General features: G+C 43.2%; 17 protein-coding genes. 6 read left to right on the top strand and 11 right to left on the bottom strand.

Going from position 1 to position 21,892, the window contains the following annotated elements:
- Position 1 precedes the first annotated feature (1 nt).
- From ilvD to ilvC, 4 genes are all read right to left on the bottom strand, one after another.
- Entirely contained in the window at positions 2-1,861 is a 1,860-nt protein-coding gene (gene ilvD, locus PQR79_RS18200; RefSeq protein ID WP_238104465.1) for a dihydroxy-acid dehydratase, read from the bottom strand.
- 78 nt (positions 1,862-1,939) lie between these two features.
- On the bottom strand, positions 1,940-2,197 hold the full coding sequence (ilvM, locus tag PQR79_RS18195; protein WP_188922183.1) for an acetolactate synthase 2 small subunit: 258 nt from the start codon (positions 2,195-2,197) through the stop codon (positions 1,940-1,942).
- Positions 2,194-3,879 (bottom strand): acetolactate synthase 2 catalytic subunit, encoded by a 1,686-nt coding sequence (gene ilvG, locus PQR79_RS18190; protein ID WP_238104467.1) that lies wholly within the window; start codon positions 3,877-3,879, stop codon positions 2,194-2,196. Before ilvG ends, ilvM begins: the two co-directional genes overlap by 4 nt.
- 557 nt (positions 3,880-4,436) lie before the next feature.
- Positions 4,437-5,918 (bottom strand): ketol-acid reductoisomerase, encoded by a 1,482-nt coding sequence (gene ilvC, locus PQR79_RS18185; protein WP_238104469.1) that lies wholly within the window; start codon positions 5,916-5,918, stop codon positions 4,437-4,439.
- 188 nt (positions 5,919-6,106) lie between these two features.
- On the opposite strand from ilvC, the gene ilvY reads away from it, so the two are divergent.
- Positions 6,107-6,979, top strand: a complete 873-nt coding sequence (gene ilvY, locus PQR79_RS18180; RefSeq protein WP_238104471.1) for an HTH-type transcriptional activator IlvY — start codon at positions 6,107-6,109, stop codon at positions 6,977-6,979.
- Positions 6,980-7,027: 48 nt separating this feature from the next.
- On the opposite strand, the gene paeA is transcribed toward ilvY, so the two are convergent.
- The gene (gene paeA / locus PQR79_RS18175; protein ID WP_238104473.1) at positions 7,028-8,335 is read right to left on the bottom strand and encodes a polyamine export protein PaeA; all 1,308 of its coding nucleotides are present in this window, start codon (positions 8,333-8,335) and stop codon (positions 7,028-7,030) included.
- Positions 8,336-8,788: 453 nt separating this feature from the next.
- On the opposite strand from paeA, the gene PQR79_RS18170 reads away from it, so the two are divergent.
- The 4 genes from PQR79_RS18170 to PQR79_RS18155 all read left to right on the top strand — a co-directional run bounded on the left by PQR79_RS18170 (position 8,789) and on the right by PQR79_RS18155 (position 16,930).
- Complete coding sequence (locus PQR79_RS18170) at positions 8,789-10,312, top strand: YifB family Mg chelatase-like AAA ATPase (RefSeq protein ID WP_238104476.1); 1,524 nt, start codon at positions 8,789-8,791, stop codon at positions 10,310-10,312.
- A gap of 79 nt (positions 10,313-10,391) precedes the next feature.
- Entirely contained in the window at positions 10,392-11,288 is an 897-nt protein-coding gene (gene yihG / locus PQR79_RS18165; RefSeq protein WP_238104478.1) for a 1-acylglycerol-3-phosphate O-acyltransferase, YihG family, read from the top strand.
- 6 nt (positions 11,289-11,294) lie between these two features.
- On the top strand, positions 11,295-12,212 hold the full coding sequence (gene yihG, locus PQR79_RS18160) for a 1-acylglycerol-3-phosphate O-acyltransferase, YihG family (RefSeq protein ID WP_238104480.1): 918 nt from the start codon (positions 11,295-11,297) through the stop codon (positions 12,210-12,212).
- A gap of 269 nt (positions 12,213-12,481) precedes the next feature.
- Complete coding sequence (locus PQR79_RS18155; RefSeq protein WP_438270819.1) at positions 12,482-16,930, top strand: EAL domain-containing protein; 4,449 nt, start codon at positions 12,482-12,484, stop codon at positions 16,928-16,930.
- 68 nt (positions 16,931-16,998) lie between these two features.
- On the opposite strand, the gene PQR79_RS18150 is transcribed toward PQR79_RS18155, so the two are convergent.
- The gene (locus PQR79_RS18150; protein WP_238104484.1) at positions 16,999-18,090 is read right to left on the bottom strand and encodes a branched-chain amino acid aminotransferase; all 1,092 of its coding nucleotides are present in this window, start codon (positions 18,088-18,090) and stop codon (positions 16,999-17,001) included.
- Positions 18,091-18,268: 178 nt separating this feature from the next.
- A complete protein-coding gene (locus PQR79_RS18145; RefSeq protein ID WP_238104486.1) occupies positions 18,269-18,622 on the bottom strand; it encodes a RidA family protein in 354 nt (117 codons plus the stop codon).
- Positions 18,623-18,794: 172 nt separating this feature from the next.
- Between PQR79_RS18145 and PQR79_RS18140 the strand changes: the two genes are divergently transcribed.
- The gene (locus PQR79_RS18140; protein WP_238104488.1) at positions 18,795-19,016 is read left to right on the top strand and encodes a cell division protein ZapB; all 222 of its coding nucleotides are present in this window, start codon (positions 18,795-18,797) and stop codon (positions 19,014-19,016) included.
- A gap of 7 nt (positions 19,017-19,023) precedes the next feature.
- On the opposite strand, the gene PQR79_RS18135 is transcribed toward PQR79_RS18140, so the two are convergent.
- The 4 genes from PQR79_RS18135 to PQR79_RS18120 all read right to left on the bottom strand — a co-directional run bounded on the left by PQR79_RS18135 (position 19,024) and on the right by PQR79_RS18120 (position 21,871).
- Positions 19,024-19,236, bottom strand: coding sequence for a DUF1107 domain-containing protein (locus PQR79_RS18135; RefSeq protein ID WP_238104490.1), 213 nt, complete (start codon positions 19,234-19,236; stop codon positions 19,024-19,026).
- A 474-nt stretch (positions 19,237-19,710) separates the two neighbouring features.
- A complete protein-coding gene (locus PQR79_RS18130) occupies positions 19,711-20,328 on the bottom strand; it encodes a thiol:disulfide interchange protein DsbA/DsbL (RefSeq protein WP_238104491.1) in 618 nt (205 codons plus the stop codon).
- Positions 20,329-20,550: 222 nt separating this feature from the next.
- Positions 20,551-21,558 carry a serine/threonine protein kinase gene (locus PQR79_RS18125; RefSeq protein WP_238104493.1) on the bottom strand — a complete coding sequence of 336 codons (1,008 nt, stop codon included), beginning with the start codon at positions 21,556-21,558 and terminating at the stop codon, positions 20,551-20,553.
- The gene (locus PQR79_RS18120; protein ID WP_238104495.1) at positions 21,551-21,871 is read right to left on the bottom strand and encodes a DUF3630 family protein; all 321 of its coding nucleotides are present in this window, start codon (positions 21,869-21,871) and stop codon (positions 21,551-21,553) included. Before PQR79_RS18120 ends, PQR79_RS18125 begins: the two co-directional genes overlap by 8 nt.
- Positions 21,872-21,892 lie beyond the last annotated feature (21 nt).

Raw genomic sequence — 21,892 nt, 5'->3', positions numbered from 1 at the left:
GCTACCCCTCCAGTTTGGTGCGATCGCGTACTGCACCTTTATCTGCACTGGTCGCTAACAGCGCGTAAGCTTTTAACGCTAAAGAGACATAACGCTCACGAGCTACAGGCTTCCAACCCAATGGGCCTTTAGCGTTCATTGCGTCACGGCGACGAGTTAATTCATCGTCACTCACATTCAATTGAATGCTTCGCTTTGGAATATCAATGGCAATTTGGTCACCATTTTCAATCAATGCTATGGCACCACCGGATGCGGCTTCTGGTGAAATATGGCCAATTGATAAACCCGATGTACCACCAGAGAAACGGCCATCAGTGATCAGCGCACACTGAGTGCCTAAGCCACGTGATTTAAGGTATGTGGTCGGGTATAACATTTCTTGCATACCTGGGCCGCCTTTAGGACCTTCGTAACGAATCACCACCACGTCACCCGCAACAACTTCACCACCAAGAATACCGGCTACGGCATCATCCTGGCTTTCATAAACCCGAGCGCTCCCGACAAACATTAAGTTTGACTCGTCAACACCAGCGGTTTTAACAATACAACCATCCGTTGCCACATTACCCGCAAGTACTGCCAAGCCGCCTTCTTGACTAAACGCAAATTCACGTGCGCGGATACAGCCATTTTCACGGTCATCATCAACACTGTCCCAACGGCAATCTTGACTAAAAGCTTTAGTGGTCGGAATCCCTGCTGGGCCTGCACTATAAAAACGAATCACTTCTGGGTCGTTGGTTTGCTTTAGATCGTACTTAGCTAACACAGATTTCAAGTCGCCGCCGTTATCTGCTGCCACGTGTGGTACGTCGTTATGCAATAAGCCTGCTCTGTCTAACTCACCCAAAATACCCATCACACCACCAGCACGGTGTACATCTTCCATATGGTATTTAGGGGTTGATGGTGCAACCTTACATAGGTGCGGAACAAGACGCGACATACGATCAATATCAGTCATATCAAAGGCTAATTCAGCTTCTTGGGCTGCGGCTAATAAATGTAATACCGTGTTAGACGAGCCGCCCATGGCGATATCTAAAGCGGTGGCATTTTCAAATGCTTTAAATGATGCAATATTACGCGGTAATACATTTTCGTCATCGTACTTATAATAGCGCTCAGCCAACTTCATGACGCGACGACCAGCTTCTAAAAACAATTCGCGGCGATCGGCGTGAGTCGCCAACATTGACCCATTACCGGGTAATGACAATCCTAAGGCTTCTGTTAAACAGTTCATCGAGTTAGCAGTAAACATACCAGAACAAGAGCCACACGTTGGACAAGCGCTTCGTTCAATTTGTTTGCTGTCTTCATCGCTAACATTAGTATCAGCGCCCGCCACCATAGCATCCACTAAATCAAGTTTAATTAACTTGTCAGACAGCTTGGTTTTACCAGCTTCCATTGGTCCGCCAGACACAAAAATGACCGGAATATTTAATCGCAGTGCGGCCATTAACATGCCAGGGGTGATTTTGTCGCAATTTGAAATACACACTAATGCATCAGCACAATGCGCATTGACCATGTATTCGACACTGTCTGCAATCAGCTCACGCGATGGCAAGCTATACAACATACCGCCATGCCCCATGGCAATGCCGTCGTCTACTGCAATGGTGTTAAATTCTTTGGCAATACCGCCGACTTCTTCAATCGCGCTAGCAACAAGTGCACCCATGTCTTTTAAATGCACATGCCCTGGTACAAATTGAGTAAATGAGTTGGCAATCGCAATAATTGGCTTACCAAAATCGGTTTCTTTTACCCCCGTCGCACGCCATAGTGCGCGGGCACCTGCCATGTTGCGGCCTTCGGTACTGGTTGCTGAACGTAATTTTGGCATTGCAAATATCCTTGTGTAATGTGGTGCGGGTTACCTGTGTTATCACAAGTCACGCATTTAATTGGTAATAATATAGGCTTAACTGTTTGCTGCTTGCCCAAGAGACACCGCTGGCATCACTTTACATTGGGTGACATCAATTAATTTAGTGAGCTGGTTGCTTAACAGTTCGATTGCACGTTCAGCCTCAACCCATAACTCTACAGCCATACTAGCATCGTCATTGATGCGCATCTGCATTTGGGTGACTTTAAATCCACGGTGGCGAGTAACACGCAATACACGCTCTAGCACTTCTGGACGTTGTTGAACGGTTATTTCAAGATTATGCATCATGTTTGCTTCTCCATTTGATCCATCATGTCGCTGTTACTGGCTCCGGGTGGGACTAACGGCCATACATTAAAGGCGTCATCAATCGCGACGTGCAGCATGTAAGGGCCGCTGCTGTTAAGCATTTCATCTAATGCTTGCTCTACTTGATCAGCATGATTAATAGTGCGGCCTGGAATATCAAAAGCCGACGCCATTAATACAAAGTTAGGGTTATCAGACAAATCAGTCTCGCTGTAGCGCTCTTCAAAAAACAGTTGCTGCCATTGCTTGACCATGCCGAGCTTTTGATTGTCTATGAGTAAAATTTTAACTGGCAGTTTACGGCGTTTAATGGTCGTCAACTCTTGGACATTCATCATAAATGACCCATCGCCAGAGACTGTGACCACTGTGGCATCTGGGCGAGCCACTTGAGCACCAATGGCTGCGGGTAAACCAAACCCCATAGTGCCAAGGCCAGCACTAGACAAATGATCTTCAGGGCGACGAAACCACATATGCTGGGCCACCCACATTTGGTGCTGCCCCACATCGCATGCAACAACACTGTCTTCTGGTAATTTGTTGGCTAAACGACGTAACATGGCTGGCGCGTATATCAGCTCACCTGGATGTTGATAATTCCATTGGTGTTGACGCGCTAATGCGTCAACTTCTGCCTGCCATTGATTAATGGCGACTTTCCCTTTTACCGCAGCCGTTAATGCCGGTAAAACTTGGCGTAAATCCGCGGCGATAGCCACTTCGGCTTGGCGTAACTTACCTAACTCAGCAGCATCGATATCTAGATGTAACACTTTGGCGTTACTGGCAAAGCTGGCTAACCGCCCAGTGACTCGGTCATCAAAACGTGCTCCGACGACGATTAATAAATCACACTCTTGCACAGCGAGATTAGCCCCTTTACCGCCGTGCATACCCAACATGCCTAAATAGCCTTTAGTGCCATGGGAAATACTGCCTAAGCCCTTTAACGTGGCAACTGACGGAATACCTGTGACATCAATAAACTCACGTAAATGAGATACCGCGCCCGCCATACCGACACCACCGCCAACATATAACATCGGCTTTGCCGCCTGAGTAAGCAACTCGATGGCAGCGTCTAGCTCGGTTTGTGTTGCGTGAGGTTCATCTGCGACACTTTGCAATGGGGTTTTGTACTCAAGCTCAGCGATTTGAATATCTTTGGGGATATCAACCAATACAGGACCTGGTCTTCCTTCTGCGGCAACTTCAAAAGCGCGATACAATGTTGGGATTAACTCATTGATGTCGGTAACCATAAAACTGTGTTTAGTACAGGACAGTGACATACCAAGTACATCAATTTCTTGAAAGGCATCAGTGCCAATCACCGCTGTAGACACCTGGCCAGTGATGGCAACTAAGGGAACAGAATCAAGCAAGGCATCGGCTAACGAGGTGACTAAATTGGTTGCCCCAGGCCCTGATGTTGCAAAACAAACACCGGTTTTACCACTGGCTCGAGCATAACCTACAGCAGCAAATGCCGCACCTTGCTCGTGGCGGCTGAGTAGATGCTCAACAGGGCTACCATAAAGCGCATCGTAAATGGGCATAATGGCTCCGCCAGGATAACCAAACACTGTGGTAACACCGTGCGCTGCTAGCACTTTGATGACTGCATCCGCGCCGCGCATTTTTTGTCCTGCTTCCATATTTTTATCTCTACTTCGTCAATGTTTGCTTGCTCTACTGATGTGATATCTGGGTGCTGATTTTTTACTTAAGCCTAGAAACTAAAAACCCCCGGTCCTTTCGGAGCGGGGGTTTTGCAATCTTTGTGACTCTTAGGTCAGTCTAGTTGTCAAACGCCACCCCCGCTGTGACTTAATAATCACTACGGTAATAATCACGAGAATGAGCATGGCTGCGCGGTTTAACATGTTTTAGACTGTATCCTAAGTTTTTAACATTATTTCGTTCGCTTATGTTCAATAAACGTTACGGTATGACTAACAAGTACCATAAAAGATTTATCAAACACAACTAAAAAATCGTCTTTGTAAAAAAAATTCAGCTTCCCTGCCGAGACAATGCAAACAACAACAAAAACTTAACCAATGAGTTCGCTAAAAATATTATTAAACTCAATCTAACAATTTGTTTTTCCACTACCCAATAATGGTTATTGGGTTGCTTCTATTGATGCCTGTCCGACTACACATTTTTTACAACCAATCTCTGAACAGGTACTACATCAGTTTTTTAACGCTTAGCCCGCTTCAACAATACGCTTCATGTCTGTCATGTAACCGCGTAATTCAGCACCGATAAACTCAACATCTGTATGACGAATTTGCTCATTGACTTCAATTAAACGTTGGTTATCAACACCATTTGAAGTGTCAGCAAGACCAGCACCTAAGTACTCTGAAGACATAGCATTCACGTAGTCACGTAGCATGGGTACCGCAGCGTGGTTGAATAGGTAACAACCGTATTCAGCGGTGTCTGAAATCACCACGTTCATTTCATATAAACGCTTACGAGCAATCGTGTTAGCAATTAACGGGGTTTCATGTAGTGACTCATAATAAGCCGACTCTTCAACAATACCTGCTGCAACCATAGTATCAAATGCTAATTCAACACCGGCTTTGATCATCGCCACGAGGAAAATGCCTTTGTCGAAATACGTTTGCTCATCAATATGCTCAGACGTTGTTGGTGCATTTTCAAACGCGGTTTCGTTGGTTTCTGCTCTCCAACGCAATAAGTTAGCGTCATCATTAGCCCAGTCTTCCATCATGGTGCGAGAGAACTCACCGCTGATGATGTCATCCATGTGCTTTTCAAATAGCGGCTTAAGGATGTCTTTTAACTCTTCAGCCATATCAAACGCTTTAATTTTTGCAGGGTTTGATAAACGGTCCATCATGTTAGTGATGCCGCCGTGCTTAAGTGCTTCGGTAACCGTTTCCCAACCTTGCTGAATAAGTTTGCCGGCATAACCAGGCTCAACACCGTCAGCAACCATTTTCTCATACCCTAAAATGGCACCGGTTTGCAACATACCACATAGGATTGTTTGCTCGCCCATTAAGTCAGACTTAACTTCAGCAACAAAAGATGACATCAATACACCTGCACGGTCACCACCGGTTGCACTTGCATACGCTTTAGCAATCGCTAAGCCATCACCGTTTGGATCATTTTCAGGGTGAACGGCAATCAGTGTTGGTACACCAAAACCACGCTTATATTCTTCACGTACTTCTGTGGCTGGGCACTTAGGCGCTACCATAATGACAGTAATGTCTGAACGCACTTGCATGCCTTCTTCAACAATGTTGAAACCGTGCGAATACGCTAGAGTAGAACCTTGCTTCATTAATGGCATAACGGCATTAACAACATGGGTATGTTGCTTGTCTGGCGTAAGGTTAAGCACTAAATCCGCCGCGGGTACAAGCTCTTCAAATGTACCCACTTTAAAGCCGTTATCGGTCGCTTTTTGCCAAGATGCACGCTTTTCTGTAATGGCTTCTGGACGAAGTGCAAAAGAAATGTTTAGGCCAGAATCACGCATGTTCAAACCTTGGTTAAGGCCTTGTGCACCACAACCTAAAATAACAATGTTCCAATCTTTGATATATTCGCAGCCGTCACTGAATTCAGTACGGTCCATGAAGCGGCATTGTGCTAATTGAGCTAATTGTTGACGTAAATTCAGAGAGTTAAAATAGTTAGCCATCTGATACCACCTTTAAAATGTAAAATTTGGGACGCAATTTATGTTTGATGCAAACTCAAACTTTGCGATTGAGTTGACTATAACCTATCCACAGCATTGCTTAAAATGATATATTCGGCATGTGACGTTGCATAATATGCAACGTCACTATTCTGATGAATTTAATCCTCTTTATGGAAACGCTATTTATGGATATTCGCTCTCTAAAATTGTATTTGCACTTATGTGATAGCCTGCATTTTGCCAAAACAGCTGAGCAATCTCATGTCAGCCCATCAACACTAAGCCGAGCGTTACAGCGCTTAGAAGATGAAGTCGGCAGTAAATTATTTGAACGCGATAACCGCAGCGTGACCATTACTCATGCAGGATTAGAGTTTAAACGCTTTGCCGAACAGACCTTGGCAGACTGGAGCCAACTGCGCAGCCGTATTGACCCTAGCCAGCAATATTTACGTGGTAATCTGAATTTGTATTGTTCGGTCACCGCGGCATACAGCCATTTACCGTCTTTGCTTGAGCGCTTTAGACGCGACCACCCGCATGTCGATATTCATCTCACTACCGGCGACCCAGCTAACGCCGTGAGCCAAATCCAAAAAAATCGAACCGATATCGCCATTATTGCCTTACCTGAGGTATTTCCAAGTACCTTGCACTTTACGCCCATAGACAAAGTGCCTATTTCTGTCATCGCCCCATTGATGCAATGCCAAGTGCAACAATGGGTAAATCAAAGCCACATTGATTGGGAGAAATTGCCCTATATTGTGCCGGACCACGGCCCAGGCCGAAAACGAATCGACCAATGGTTTAAACAAATGGGTATAAAGCCCAATATTTACGCACAAGTATCTGGTCAGGAAGCGATTGTGTCGATGGTGGCATTAGGTTGTGGTGTAGGGATAAGCCCAGATGCGGTGATCCATAATAGTCCGGTACGCGAGCGGATCCAAACCTTGATTTCACCGGTTGACATTCCAGCCTTTGAGTTGGGCTGTTGTTGCAAAGAAAAACGCGCTAACGACCCCATCATTAGCGCGTTTCTTGAGATTATTTAGTGACGTTAACAAAGGCGCACAGCGCCTTACAGTCAATCACGCAACTCGTTAAGGCAATGGCGGTGATTCGACATCAATCCGCGTTACCAGTAATTGGTCGACTTTATAGGCATCTATGTCGACGACTTCAAACTTAAAGCCTGCATAGTTTACAAAATCGGTACGCTTGGGGATCTTACGCAGCATATACATCATAAATCCGGCAATCGTTTCGTAATTTTGATTATGGGGAAATTCCTCAATATGAAATGCCCGCATTACATCGGTAATGGGTGTCACCCCGTCAACTAACCAAGAGTTGCCATCACGGGCCACTATTTGTTCTTCGCTTTCATGTAATGACCAGGCGCCCATTACCGCACTTTGCAAATCATTGGTGGTTACAATCCCCACCACTAATGCGTATTCGTTCATTACCACGGCAAAGTCGGCACGATTATTTTTAAAATATTCCATCGACTCTGACAAGGTTAAAGTGTCAGGAATAATCAAACAGTTGTGAACTAATGTACTGCCCTTGAGCGTAATTTTTTCGCCATTAATGACTCGGATAAGCAACTCTTTTGCATCCACAAAACCTTTGATCATATCTAACTGACCATCACACACCAAAAACTTGTTATGGGGATTATTGGCAATCTTTTGTTTAATGTCTTCTTCGGTGTCTTGCAGTAAAAAATACACGAGGCTTTCACGTGCTGTCATGGCCGATGTCACAGACACCGACTGCATTTCAAACACGTTTTCCATCATTTGTTGCTCACCTTTGTCCATCACACCCGCTTCCGTTCCGGCGGTCATCATGGCGTAAATGTCATCGTGCGTTACTTGATCATTTCGTGCCGTTGGCACCTGCAATAATTTAAAAATAGCATTAGCCAAACCATTAAAAATCCATACAAATGGTTTTAAAATGGTAATACAAAACGCAATGGGCATCACAAAGGTGACCGCCACCTGTTCTGGGATCACCATCGCAATGCGTTTTGGCATTAAATCAGCAAACAAAATAAATAATGACGTCACCGTGACGAATGAAAAAACAAAGCTCAGTTGTAAGCCCCATTCATTCCCTAGCAGCGGTAATAGGATTTCCTCAAAGTAAGGGCGAAATGCCGACTCACCGACAATACCGCCCATAATGGCAACCGCGTTTAAGCCAATCTGCACGACAGTGAAAAAACTGCCCGGATGAGCTTGTAGCTTTAACACCTTAGTGGCACGTAAATCACCTTCATCAGCCATGGTTTGCAAGCGGATTTTACGTGATGCCGCCAAGGCAATTTCTGACATCGAAAAAAAACAGCTAATGCCAATGAGGCACAATATAATTAAAAAACTATCTGTAATAGTCATACATTCTCTTTAGCTTAGGCACTGAGCACTAAGTCATAATGGGGTAGCGATTTTCGCTCATAAAGCAGTTAACTTTGTTGAATAACAAAGGGACAAAAATTCGGTTTGGGCCATTTGGGGATGATTTCATGACGAAAATGCCAGGAGGGTGACATCGAGGCTATCAATCAAAATAAGGCAATCATCGCTTGCTATTTTCTACAGTAAAATAGCTGTTTTATTGGAAAAGTGAGCCGCAATGCTGGCGTTGTATCATCACGTTATGGCTGTATTTAAACGCGCGCGTATTCTACTCAAAAGCCAACAAGATAACCAAGGTTTAGTTAACATAATTGATTATATTTTGTCTTCTTATACCAACAGACTCACCATAAAATCAGCAAAAACAGCCAGCGCTGCTAGACTGTATGCACCCCTTCATTTGTATATTATTCAAACAAAAGGATTTTGTTAATGGCAATTGCCTGTGTGTTTACTCGAGCGAGTTGTGGTGTTGAAGCCCCTAAAGTGACTGTTGAAGTGCATTTAAGTAATGGTTTACCCGCATTTAATTTAGTGGGCCTACCAGAGGCTTCGGTCAAAGAAGCCAAAGAACGTGTTAGGTCAGCATTAATCAATGCAGGTTTTGAATTTCCCCAGCGACGCATTACTGTCAACCTCGCGCCAGCAGATTTGCCCAAACAGGGCGGCCGTTACGATCTGCCCATCGCCATCGGTATTTTAGCCGCATCCAATCAGGTGCCAACCAAAGCCTTACACCAATGTGAATTTGTCGGTGAGTTAGCCTTGTCTGGGCAAGTCAGACCTTGCACAGGTTTGTTACCTGCCATTATTGCGGCGCGTAATGATCAACACCATTTTTTTATGCCTATCGATAATCGTCACGAAGCGGAGCTCGTGGGGTATCACCACAGCTACTTTGTGGCACATTTACAAAATCTGGCCGCATTTTTACATGGTCAAGCACAACTGCCATTACTCGACACCCAACCAGAATGGATAGACGAATCGCCAGTTGCTGACAACTTATTATGCATGAGTGATGTCATTGGCCAATATCAAGCAAAGCAAGGATTAGAAATTGCCGCGGCCGGCTCGCACAACATGCTGTTTCTTGGACCACCAGGAACAGGAAAAAGTATGCTTGCCAATCGAATTATCCCGCTGTTACCTGCGTTATCGTACGATGAAGCCATTGAAGTTGCAGCCATTCATTCGGTAGCAGGCTTGCATATTAAGCCACAAGATTTTTTAAATCGTCCCTTTCGTTCTCCACATCATACTTGCTCATCTATCGCATTAATTGGTGGTGGTAGCCACCCTAAACCGGGAGAGATTTCATTGGCTCATCGGGGGATATTATTTTTAGATGAAATCGCTGAGTTTCCCCGTAAAGTACTCGACTGTTTACGCGAGCCCCTTGAAACCGGCCGAGTTGAAATCTCGCGTGCAGCGGCAAAATTGACTTTTTCAAGCCGATTTCAACTCATTGCGGCCATGAACCCAAGTCCTTGTGGTGATACCGAACGTGCTCGTTCGACCCCAGACCAAATTCAGCGCTACCTCTCACGTTTGTCAGGGCCGTTTTTAGACAGATTTGATTTAACGGTTGATGTACCCAAATTGCCCTCAGGTACCCTAACCCAAAAACATCAACCCGGAGAAACCAGTGTCGATATCGCCAAGCGCGTTAAACTTGCGCGAGAGTGTCAATTGGCTCGCGCGGGCGTACTCAACAGCGAATTAACTCCGAAACAGTTAAAACAAGACAGTAATATTAGTCAGCAAGACTTAGTGTTTTTAGAGCAAAGTGTGGTGAGTTTAGGGCTATCAGTACGCAGTTTTCACCGCATTCAACGGGTCGCACGCACCATTGCAGATCTACAACAATCAACCACGACCGAGCGTGAACATATTGCCCAAGCGCTTGGTTATCGGGCGATGGATCGCTTACTCGCCAAACTTAATCAACAATAAAGTCGATTTTAACTGTTGTATTTATTGAGCAATACCTCGACTACGAGTAACATAGCTCTCCGTTTAATAGGAGAGAAAAATGTCGCTGTTTTCGAAAATCAAAGGCTGTTTAGCTTTCATCTTTTATGTATTGAATACTGTCTTTTGGACAATTCCAATCCTCGTCTTTAGTATTGTCAAGCTGATACCCATTGGTCTTTTTCAAAAAGGCTGTAGCCATATTTTAGATAACTGCGCCACTGGCTGGATTAGCGTAAATACAGTGGTTGAAAGCATTTTTCACCCAATGCGTATTCACATAACAGGCGATCAGCAGTTTTCTGAACAAGAATGGTACATGGTCATTGCTAACCACCAATCATGGGTCGATATTTTAATCCTGCAGCGCGTTTTCAATCGTAAAATCCCATTTTTAAAGTTCTTCCTCAAACAAGAATTGATTTTTGTGCCTGTACTTGGATTAGCTTGGTGGGCGCTAGACTTTCCTTTTATGCGCCGTTATAGCTCCGCTGAATTGCGTAAAAATCCAAAATTAAAAGGAAAAGATATTGAAATCACTCGTAAAGCTTGTGAAAAGTTTAAAACTAAGCCAGTGAGTATCATGAACTTTGTTGAAGGCACGCGTTTTACCCAGGCCAAGCACGACAAACAACAATCGACATTTAAACACCTATTAAAACCAAAAGCGGGTGGCATGGCTTTTGCGCTTTCAGCCATGGGCGAACACATTCATAAATTAGTCGATGTCACTATTTATTACCCCAATGATGTACCCAGTTATTGGCAATACATTTGCGGCGCATTAAACGACGTTCATGTGCATGTTAGTATCAGTGACATTCCGCAAGCAATGCGCGGAGATTACTTAACAGATCGCGAGTTCAAAATTAGCTTTCAAGAGCAGCTTAATCAGATTTGGTTAAAAAAAGACAAGCAGTTACAAATACTTGCCGACAAAGTTAACCACAAGGTATAGCCAGTCATGCTAACGTTTTTACCCAGTACGTTGCTGTTTATTATCAGTTCGACCCTGCTGATCATTAATACCAGTTTATGGGGTTCACTGTTAACGATTGGCGGTATCATTAAGTTACTGCTGCCATTTATGGCTGTTCGCAGAGCGCTAACCACTGTCATGAACCGCTTTATGTGGGCGTGGGCGACGTGTAATGGCGGAATCTTATATTTAATTTCAAATATTGAATGGGATGTTAGCGGGTTAGATAAGCTCGATCCAAACGGTTGGTACTTATTAATTAGCAACCATGTCAGTGGGTTTGATATTGCAGCGCAAACTTACCTGCTCCGTAACCACATTCCTATGTTGAAGTTTTTTCTGAAAAAAGAGTTGTTATACGTACCTATTTTAGGCCTAGGTTGTTGGGCATTAGACATGCCATTTATGAACCGCACCAGCGCAGCGAAACTCAAAAAAAATCCAAAACTAAAAGGCAAAGATCTACAAACAACCCGTAAAGCTTGCGAGCGATTCAAGCATACCCCAACGTCAATCATCAACTATGTTGAGGGCAGCCGCTTTACCGAAGAAAAACGTCAGCGTCAAAACTCACCTTATCGGCATTTATTGCGCCCCAAAGCCAGTGGCATCGCCTTTACGTTATCAGCCATGGGCGAGCAATTTACCAACTTACTCAACATCACTTTGGTTTACCCAGAAACATCTGAACGCGTTTTAGGTAATGTGATGCATGGCAAAACCAGTAAAGTTGTCATGCGAGTAGAAGTGTTACCTGTCCCCCATGTTGATGCCAAGACCTATTTTAGTGACCCTGAGACACGAGTCGAGTTTCAACGTTGGCTTAATAAACTGTGGTTAGACAAAGACCAACTCATTGACGATATCATTCAGCAATATCAACAACAAAAAAGTCTCCCATAGCTATCACATAAAGTCACAAAAAATGTATATTTCGATTGCGTATCGCATATAAAGCTGTCAGTTTTTATGCATAAATATTAACCTTATTGAACGCAATCACTTGGTAAATTGTGAGTAATTGAATTTAAGGGATTTAACCAACAGTTTTCCTGTTAACATAACGTTAATATATAGCCTGTTTTACATAAAATAGATAAAGGTGAGATTTGAATTTTCGTGTATTTAAGCATTTAGCACAGTGGTTAATGTTACTGACATTGATGTTTTCAATGTCAGTTTCAGCGCAAAAAATAAATGCTAACGATAATCTTGCTGAGGTGAAGTTTGAGCACTTTAATACTGAAGGTGGCCTTAACCAAAACTCTATCACCCGTTTATTTATGGACAGCGCGGGTATGTTATGGATTGGCACTCAAGACGGCCTTCACAGTTATAATGGCGTCGATTTCAATCTGTATTTAAAAAAATCAACTAACAGTAACAGCATATCAGGTAACTTTATTACCGATATTTTGCAATCTCCCGACGGCGATTTATGGGTCGGTACCTATAACGAAGGTCTCAATAAGCTCAACCTCACCACCGGTGAATTTACCCAATATAAGCAAGCACAAGGTTTAGCTGACTTACAAATCACTAAACTATCCGTGATTGGCGATACTTTATGGATAGGAACGCATGCAGGGCTTTACTTATTACCACTAAAAACCGAAAAAATTACCCCGGTAAATTTAGGGGCAAATATCATTGCGGATATAACCAGTCTTGCCAATGTTGATAACAAGTACATCGTTGTAGGCACTCAAGCACATGGTACATTTGCGATTGACAGCAACACCATTATCCGCCTCGACATTCCCGCTAACATGAGCGTAAACCAAATAAAATCCAGTTCGGTTTACTCCGTATGGCTGGCTATAGACAATCAAATTTGGCGCTATAACCTCGACACCCATGAAAGGGAGCTCATATGGTCACGTGGAAACAACTATACTGAAAATCGTCGTATTACCGATTTTACCGTAGTCAATGCTAATCAAATTTTTGCGATAGGCCAAAATACTGGCTTATTCAAACTCGATTATATAGATGGAAAATGGGTGAGTTCTGTATACAAACACGACCCACAAGCACTGAGCAGCATTAGTGCCAATACTCTGCAAACATTAATGCTCGACCCCAGCGGCACCTTATGGATAGGTACTGGTTATTCAGGCATAGACAAACTCAATCTTGACCAACAATTTTTTAGCCATTATTACGACTATCAAACTGGCTCACCCGGAATGGCGAACATGATCCGTGCTGTATTTCGTGATGAACAGCAGCGCTTGTGGATTGGTACCGATGGCGCTGGTGTAAAATATTTAAAGCCGCACGATGCCAATTACTATTATATCAACGACCTCTTTGCCAATAAGCTCTCGCTTCCTATTGAAAACCTTGCATTAACTGTGCACGACATTGTTCAAGACAAGCAAGGCTTATTGTGGTTTGCCACCAACCTAGGGTTATTTACTCTAGACAGCAATAATAACTTAGAACAAGTACAACCGGCCAACGAGCAATTTCGAGCCGACACGCAAATTCGCAGTCTCGAGTTTGATAACAAAGATCGCTTATGGATCGCCACATCGCAAGGCTTGTACTTTATTTCAGAACACACCGGCCGCATGATGGCCTATAACTTTGGTTTTCAATCTGAGTACTCGCCGTATAAACATCAAATTATTACCCTGCATTTTAGTCAAGATTTTCTCTGGCTAGGCACTATGGGCGGCGTTGTTAGGCTTGATCCAGAAAAACAACAACTCAACTTTTTAACCCACGACCCAGACAATGTTTATAGCTTAAGCGATAACCGAGTAAGAGACTTTTTATTAACTGAAAATGGCGACTTTTGGGTGGCCACCCATGGCGGTATCGACAAGCTCACCGTTGAATATGGTAGCTTTAAATTTGAACGTATGGATGTCAATGCCGACAACAGCAGCAATACGATTTATGCCATTTTAGAAGATAATAAGCACGATTTATGGTTAAGCACCAACTCGGGAATATCACGTTTTAACCCAAGTAGAAAAAGCTTTATTGCCTATAATGTGTTTGAAGGACTGCAAGCCAACGAATTTAATGGTGCAGCAAAATTTAAAGAAAAAGACGGCTCATTATGGTTTGGCGGGATTAAAGGCTTAAACCATTTTGACCCAGAAAAAGTGCCGAGTCAGCGCCCTGAGAACAAACTCGCACTCACTAAGTACACCATTGGTGAAACCTCATATCCTATTCTCGACCTGAGTCACGCTCCCAAAATTGATATGCCCTACGAGAAACAGGTCATCACCTTTGAGATAGGTTCGCTCAACTTTAATTACCCAGGCTTAAATCGATTCAGCTATAAATTAAACGGTGTAGACAATGAGTGGCATAGCCTGACTCAAGGCAACCATATTACTTACACAAACTTATCACCAGGTGAATACACCTTAAACGTTCGCCATGCACTGGGTACCAACCAATTCAGTCAATACACGCTTAATGTTAAAGTGTCAGTCGTACCACCGGTTTATATGACCGTTTGGGCTTATCTATTATATGGCACCATAGGGTTATTAATGGTGTTGTGGTTATTGCTATCAAGACAAAAGAAACTCGCTAAACAACGCGAATTTGACTCAAGTATTCGCGCTTCAGAAGAGCGCCTTAAACTTGCATTATGGGCCTCTGGCGATGGCATGTGGGACTGGAATATTAAAGATGATAAAGTCTATCGAACCAATATGGTTGAGCCAGTCAATGCCTCTTTAAAAGACCAATTACTAACCCACAGTATTCACCCAGAAGACAAACCCAAAGTAGAAAAACTGCTTAATGACCACCTTAATGGTGACACTGAATTTTTTGAAGCCGAGTACCGTGTTGAAATCAAGCCTGGGCAATGGTCTTGGCTTTTAGACCGTGGTCAAGTGGTTGAACGCGATAGTAATAACACTCCACTACGGATGGCTGGCACCCATAAAGACATTACCAGCCGTAAGTTGACCGAAAACGAACTCAAACTGTCATCACAAGTACTGTTTAGCATGAACGAAGCGGTAGTGGTCGGAGAGCTCGATTATCAAGTCCGCTCAGTTAACCCAGCATTTAGCCGTATTACCGGCTTTAAACACCGCGATGTGGTGGGTAAACACTTCTTATTTTTAACCATGGGCAAACAATCGCGCGAGTTTTATAACTCAGTAGAAACTCAGCTACTCAGGCATAAACACTGGGCAGGCGAAATCAACATTAGAACGCGTGACCGCCGTGGTATCTTAGCTTGGCTTGAAATCAACCAAGTTATCGATAACAAAGGTGAAACCAGCCACTTTGTCGCAGTATTTACCGACATTACTGCACGTAAAAAAGCGGAAGAAGATTTACGTGTATTGGCAAACTTTGACCCCTTAACAGGATTACCAAACCGAACCCTCTTTCAAGACAGGCTCAACCAAGCATTAACCAAAGCCATTCGGGCTGAAAGTATAGTTGCACTATTATTTTTAGACTTAGACCGCTTTAAACATATTAACGACTCTATGGGGCACCACATAGGCGATTTACTCCTCAAAGCCGTTGCTCATCGTCTACAAAATGCAGTGCGTGATGGCGATACTGTTGCCCGTTTAGGCGGTGATGAATTTACTATTATTTTAGAGGGTGTCGCTAAAACAAAAGCGGCCACTATTATTGCCGAGAAAGTATTACAAGCGTTCCAAACGCCCTTCTTACTCGACGATAAAGCACTGACTATATCGCCGTCGATAGGGATCAGCTTGTATCCCGAAGATGCTGACGATACAACCTCGTTAATTAAATATGCCGATACCGCCATGTATCATGCAAAATCACTAGGGCGCAATAATTTTCAGTTTTACACCGAAAAACTCAACCAATATGCCACACGCCATGTTCAACTTGAGGCTGGATTGAAAAAAGCCCTACAGGACAATGAATTTCATTTGGTTTACCAACCCAAATACAATGTTAAAACGCAAAAGATTGTCGGCCTAGAAGCGTTACTTCGCTGGGAAAGTCAGGAGCTTGGGGTAATTTCTCCGGTAGAGTTTATCCCGCTAGCAGAAGAAACCGGGATGATTAATCAAATAGGTAATTGGGCCATTAACCAAGCTTGCAGCCAACTGGCCTTGTGGCACAGCCTAGGATTTGAGCATATTTCAGTTGCCGTGAATCTCTCGGCAAGGCAGCTCAAAGCAGACATTATTTCTACCATCGAAGTCGCCCTTGCGGTGTCAGGTTTGCCAGCACACGCACTTGAGCTTGAGCTAACGGAATCGATGATTATGGGTAACCCGCAAGATTCCGTTGCGGTACTTTCTCAACTCAAAGCCCTAGGCTTAACGATTGCCATTGATGACTTTGGTACCGGCTATTCAAGCTTAAGCTATTTAAAACGGTTCCCAATAGATACCTTAAAAATTGATCAAGAATTTGTGCGCGACATTACCGAAGATCCAGACGATGCAGCCATCACCAGCGCAATAATCACGCTCGCCCACAGTTTAGAGCTCAATGTGGTTGCCGAAGGGGTTGAAACTCACGAGCAGCTTAATTTCTTGCGCGACGGTGGATGCGATCAAGTACAAGGCTTTTTATTAAGCAAACCGCTGACGGCCATTAATTGTTTAGCGTTACTCAACCAAGAAAAAAACGATTAATACCAATCCCTAGGTAAAATAAAAGCTCCCAAGGGAGCTTTTATTTTACCTAATCAGCTGGTGTAACCTTAAGGCGCAACACGCTCAACCCGTTTAACCCAACCTTGCGGCGCAGCCACATGGCCTTTTTGTAAATCGGTAAACAGCTTATAGATACGTTGAATATGAGGACCCACTTTGCCATCACCTACGGTGATAACTCGGCCATCTTCAAAGATATACGAATTCACAGGTGATACCACTGCCGCAGTACCAAAACCACCCGCTTCAATAATTTCACCAGATTCAATGTCAGCAATAAACTTATCTAACATCACCGTTTCTTGTCTCACTTCACAACCAAGCATCTCACCTAACTCCATGATAGATTGCGAGGTGATCGACTTTAAAATTGTGTCGGTGAATGTTGGAATGATCACTGTGCCATCTTTTAAAATATGGAAGTGGTTCATTGCGCCAGCTTCTTCAATTTGCGTGTTGGTTGAATCTAAATACAACACCTGCGATGCGCCATACTCTACCGCAGCTTTGCCCGCACGTAGAGATGCAGCGTAGTTTCCTGCCGCTTTAGAAGCACCAGTACCGCCAGACACAGCACGATGAAATTGAGTGCTAATTAATAACCGAATACCGTTATTAACCCCTGAAGCATAATAAGCGCCTGACGGACTTAACATGACACAGAAAGTGTACTTTTGACTAGGGCTTACCGATAAACGGTCTTCTGTGGCAAAAATAAACGGACGAATATATAAACACGCGCCTTCTTGCTGTGGAAACCATAAACGGTCCACATCAATAAGTGCATTAATGCCTTTTAATTGCATGGCTTCATCGATATTTGGAATACACACAATATCGGCAGAACGGTTCATGCGTTCAGCATTCTTATTTAAACGGAAAGTATAAATCTCACCGTCTTCATGCATAAACGCTTTAGCGCCTTCAAAAATCGATTGGCCATAATGTAATGACATTGCACCTGGCGCCATTTCAAATGGGCCATAAGGCACGATACGCGGATCGCACCACTGACCATCACGGTAATCCATTAAAAACATGTGGTCAGTACGCAACTTACCAAAACCCACGTCGCCTTCTGGCATAAATGGTTCTGTGCGGCGCTCTGACGCAGATTTTAAATTATATTTTATGTCCATTGCATACCACCTTAAAAACTGAGCTTGCAGACTATTTAGGCTAGAGAATAATGTCAAGTCGAAGCCATAGATCCTAAATCAAAATACGTCAATTGAACGTAACAAGCATCAATATATTTATTCATACAGCAACCGACAAACAGTTATTGCATCACTCTATTTAGCTCGGCTACTGCGCTTAACTTACCTGCGCAGCGATCACCGATATTTCGACCAAGTATTCTGGCTCAGCAATGGCCGCTTGCACGCAGGCTCTTGCTGGGGCATGTCCCCGTGGTATCCATTGATCCCATACTTGATTCATAGCATCGTAATCGCCCATGTCTTTAAGGTAAATAGTCGCCGACAAAATATGCTCACGGTTCGAGCCAGCTTGAGCCAATAAGGCATCAACTTCTTCTAGCATGGTGGTAGTTTGCGTTTCAATAGCACTGAACTTGTCTTTAGCAACTTGGCCGCAGAGATAAACCGTATTATTGTGGATCACAATACTGCTCATCCGGGTACCAACATCGAGTCGGGTTATAGTCATAAAAAAGGCTTTTATAGTGTAGGTTAGCCGATGAAAATAGCGCGATCTCAGATAAAGCACAATAACCAGCGATTTATTGAATATATTTTAGCCACTTAGTTTTAAAGGCTATTCCTATAGGCCTTGTCACTGCTAGAATCGGGGTTCCATCCAGAAACGTATAGGACTCCCCATGAGCCTTGAATTATTGTCCCAACTGGAAACCAAAATCCAGGCGACTCTTGAAAATATTGAGCTACTAAAAATGGAGCTTGAAGAAGAGAAGCAAAAGAATGAAGATTTAGTAAAGCAGCAACAAGAACTGACACAAAAAAACCAACAATTGCAGCAAGACCTCAACTCATGGAGCGATAAGGTCAACGGCCTTGTTGGTTTATTGAATAGCGAAATGTAATTTGGTTTTACGTTGATTGCTGCGGCGCAGATTGTGCCTCAATCAGCGCATTTAACTCGCTGACAGCCTGCTTTACTTTTGGCAGGCTTTTTTGACTGTATAAAAAACGTCCTTTATCAAATTCAAGTAAACCTAAGTCTTTTACCCAAATAGCGCCACTTAGAAAGATCATAACATGCTTAACAATTAACTTGGGCGCATATACAGGGAACTTTCTCATATGGTTTCCTCCTAGAGCAAATACGTGCGGCCACGCGAAACGTGCAATACCATAAACGATGTTGAATATAATAATGTGACAGTCAAAAAAAATATTTACCTTGCTTCACGTTTCATATCCAACAAGGGGGTTCTTATCTCAAAATTTGACCTCACGCATGAATAAGAGTTTCATCCTTTACAAAACTTTCTCCTATTAATTAACACATGCTGTGAACCTGACAGCTTTACGACAATATAATGTCGCTTGCCAATATTTTGACGCCATGATACTATTCTTAGCGTTACTCAGGGTAAAAAAGAGTCATTTGACTCATCACCGTATCGTCTTTTATAGACATACGGTTTTTTTTTGCCTGAGATCAACATTCTCATCACGGTGTCACCCGTCGCCAGACAACAAAAAAGGAGCCTAAGCTCCTTTTTTAGTGTGACCCGTTTACGCCAATTAGGCGCTAAAGGGGCAGTAACATCGTTACTTTTTGTTCATTGTGGTTAAGTAAAATGCAATGTCTAGTAACTCGTCATAAGACTTAATAGAGCTAGTTTCAACACGGTATTTGCCGTTAACAACTAATGAAGGTACACCTGAAATTTTAGCATTTTCAGTATCGCGCTTCATTTTAGACATTTGTGCACTCACCATAAATGAATTGGCTGCTGCATCATAATCTTTAGCATCTACACCGTTGGCAATAAAGAGTGCTCTAATATCATCAGCACGAGTAAACTGTTGGCGCTTGTCATGGATTGCACTGAACAAAGCCGCTTCGATTTTCTTTTCAACGTTCAGTTGTTTTGCGACGGCAAATGCACGAGACATTTCAACGCCCATATCACGGCCAATAAAGTCTACATGCGACTGACTAAAGCTAACACCTTCTGGAATATTTGCTTCAATCTTTGGCACTACGGTTTTTGCAAAGTTGTAACAGTGTGGGCAATAGAAAGAGAAAAACTCCATAATTTCAGGCTTTGCAGACTCAGGGCCATCATTAATTACAGTGTAATGAACACCTTCTTTGTAATCTGCAGCCATCGCCGCCATTGGCGCGAGTAGCAATGCTACCGCCATCAATAATGCTTTTTTCATCTTACTTCCTTTCAATAGGCAAACTAATTATAAAAACGCTGAATCTATCATAGTCTAGCGTCAGCCTGAAACTCAATCGCTAGTTGATTGTATTTGTAACTAAATACATCCCGATAGTCATTATTAAAAAATGTTAATACCCACCCCGTTAATAATCTAAAACGTGCAGAGTGGCTCAAGCTTTTCAACTTCGATTAAGTTTTGAGCGTCACCCCTTGTCCATTAAGCTTGATTAAAGCTGGCTAAACTCAACGGGGCCTCATTCAAGGCGGCAAGTTGCTCTTTAAACGCTAAGGTTTGTTGCTCCCAATATTTAATGTCAGCAAACCAAGGGAAGTTCATTGGAAATGCCGGATCTTGCCATCGTTTGGTCAGCCATGCATTGTAATGGATCATTCTAAACGCTCTTAACGGCTCGATTAATGCCAATTGCCTTGTATCAAAATCGCAAAACTCTTGATAGGCATCAATTAAAATATCGAGCTGCAATAATTGCTGAGTCCTATCACCGGTCAACATCATCCAAATGTCTTGCACTGCTGGGCCTTGCCTTGCGTCATCTAAATCAACAAACCCTGGGCCATCGTCTGGAGTCCATAAAATATTACCAGGGTGCAAATCCCCGTGCAGACGAATCGTGTCAAAGCTGTGCTGTTGCCAAATCTGCTTAGCTTTTGTTAGCACCTGCTCTACCACAGTAAAAAAGGCGCTGCGCATACCTTCGGCGACGATGCCGCTGTCTTGTAAATAACGATAAGCGTCATCCCCAAGAATCTCAGGGGTTAGTGGCTCGCGATACACAAAAGGCTGTTTGCTGGCATATTGATGAATACGGCCAATGAAGCGCCCTACTGACTCTAATTGCTCAAGATTATCAACTTCAAAAGCGCGGCCACCAATTGATGGAAATAACGCAAATCGGTAGCCTTTAAACTCAAATAAGGTTTTATTTTCTATAATGACGGGCACAGCGATAGGAATGTCTTCAGCAGCTAACGCCAATGCATAGTCATGCTCTTCTTGTATTTGCGCTTCACTCCAACGCTGTGGTCGATAAAACTTAACCACATAACGTTGCCCACGGTCGCAACGGAACTGATAAACACGGTTTTCATAACTGTTTAATGCTAATAAACCTGTCTCAGGAAATATGCCAATACTTTCAATTGCATCTAAAATCAAATCGGGCGTTAGAGCCTGAAAATGAAATTCTGCGCTGCTATTATCCATGTAGGTCTTCTTCTGTTGTGTGAATATAGGATTTAAGCAAGCCAGATAAAAAATGCAACACATCGACATCTTTTGCACTGTCCACTGACAACCAACAAATATCACCATAAAACTCATAATGTAGCCACACCGGGCTACCTTCAAAGTTCAGCAACCATTGATGGCGATCTGCGCCCCATTGGCGTTCACAGATCTCACAATCCAATGCTGCCGCTAAAGGTTCAGCAAACCGTTCAAATTGCTCAAAATCAACTGCAGCTTGGATAACAATACTCTTCGCTTCAGGATCAAATTTAGCAGATAATAATTTCATAACATCACTCAATAAAAAATG

This window comes from Shewanella metallivivens (assembly GCF_028750675.1).
GTDB lineage: Bacteria > Pseudomonadota > Gammaproteobacteria > Enterobacterales > Shewanellaceae > Shewanella > Shewanella metallivivens.
The sequence above is the reverse complement of the archived record's forward strand: the minus strand, read 5'-3'. Positions and strand labels throughout refer to the sequence as shown.

Coding starts and splice junctions, on each gene's coding strand:
- PQR79_RS18150 (WP_238104484.1), bottom strand. CDS start 18,090: ATGGACATAAAATATAATTTAAAATCTGCGTCAGAGCGCCGCACAGAA.
- PQR79_RS18155 (WP_438270819.1), top strand. CDS start 12,482: ATGTCAGTTTCAGCGCAAAAAATAAATGCTAACGATAATCTTGCTGAG.
- PQR79_RS18170 (WP_238104476.1), top strand. CDS start 8,789: ATGGCAATTGCCTGTGTGTTTACTCGAGCGAGTTGTGGTGTTGAAGCC.
- ilvD (WP_238104465.1), bottom strand. CDS start 1,861: ATGCCAAAATTACGTTCAGCAACCAGTACCGAAGGCCGCAACATGGCA.
- ilvC (WP_238104469.1), bottom strand. CDS start 5,918: ATGGCTAACTATTTTAACTCTCTGAATTTACGTCAACAATTAGCTCAA.
- PQR79_RS18140 (WP_238104488.1), top strand. CDS start 18,795: ATGAGCCTTGAATTATTGTCCCAACTGGAAACCAAAATCCAGGCGACT.
- PQR79_RS18130 (WP_238104491.1), bottom strand. CDS start 20,328: ATGAAAAAAGCATTATTGATGGCGGTAGCATTGCTACTCGCGCCAATG.
- ilvM (WP_188922183.1), bottom strand. CDS start 2,197: ATGATGCATAATCTTGAAATAACCGTTCAACAACGTCCAGAAGTGCTA.
- ilvG (WP_238104467.1), bottom strand. CDS start 3,879: ATGGAAGCAGGACAAAAAATGCGCGGCGCGGATGCAGTCATCAAAGTG.
- PQR79_RS18135 (WP_238104490.1), bottom strand. CDS start 19,236: ATGAGAAAGTTCCCTGTATATGCGCCCAAGTTAATTGTTAAGCATGTT.
- yihG (WP_238104478.1), top strand. CDS start 10,392: ATGTCGCTGTTTTCGAAAATCAAAGGCTGTTTAGCTTTCATCTTTTAT.
- PQR79_RS18125 (WP_238104493.1), bottom strand. CDS start 21,558: ATGGATAATAGCAGCGCAGAATTTCATTTTCAGGCTCTAACGCCCGAT.
- paeA (WP_238104473.1), bottom strand. CDS start 8,335: ATGACTATTACAGATAGTTTTTTAATTATATTGTGCCTCATTGGCATT.
- ilvY (WP_238104471.1), top strand. CDS start 6,107: ATGGATATTCGCTCTCTAAAATTGTATTTGCACTTATGTGATAGCCTG.
- PQR79_RS18120 (WP_238104495.1), bottom strand. CDS start 21,871: ATGAAATTATTATCTGCTAAATTTGATCCTGAAGCGAAGAGTATTGTT.
- PQR79_RS18145 (WP_238104486.1), bottom strand. CDS start 18,622: ATGACTATAACCCGACTCGATGTTGGTACCCGGATGAGCAGTATTGTG.
- yihG (WP_238104480.1), top strand. CDS start 11,295: ATGCTAACGTTTTTACCCAGTACGTTGCTGTTTATTATCAGTTCGACC.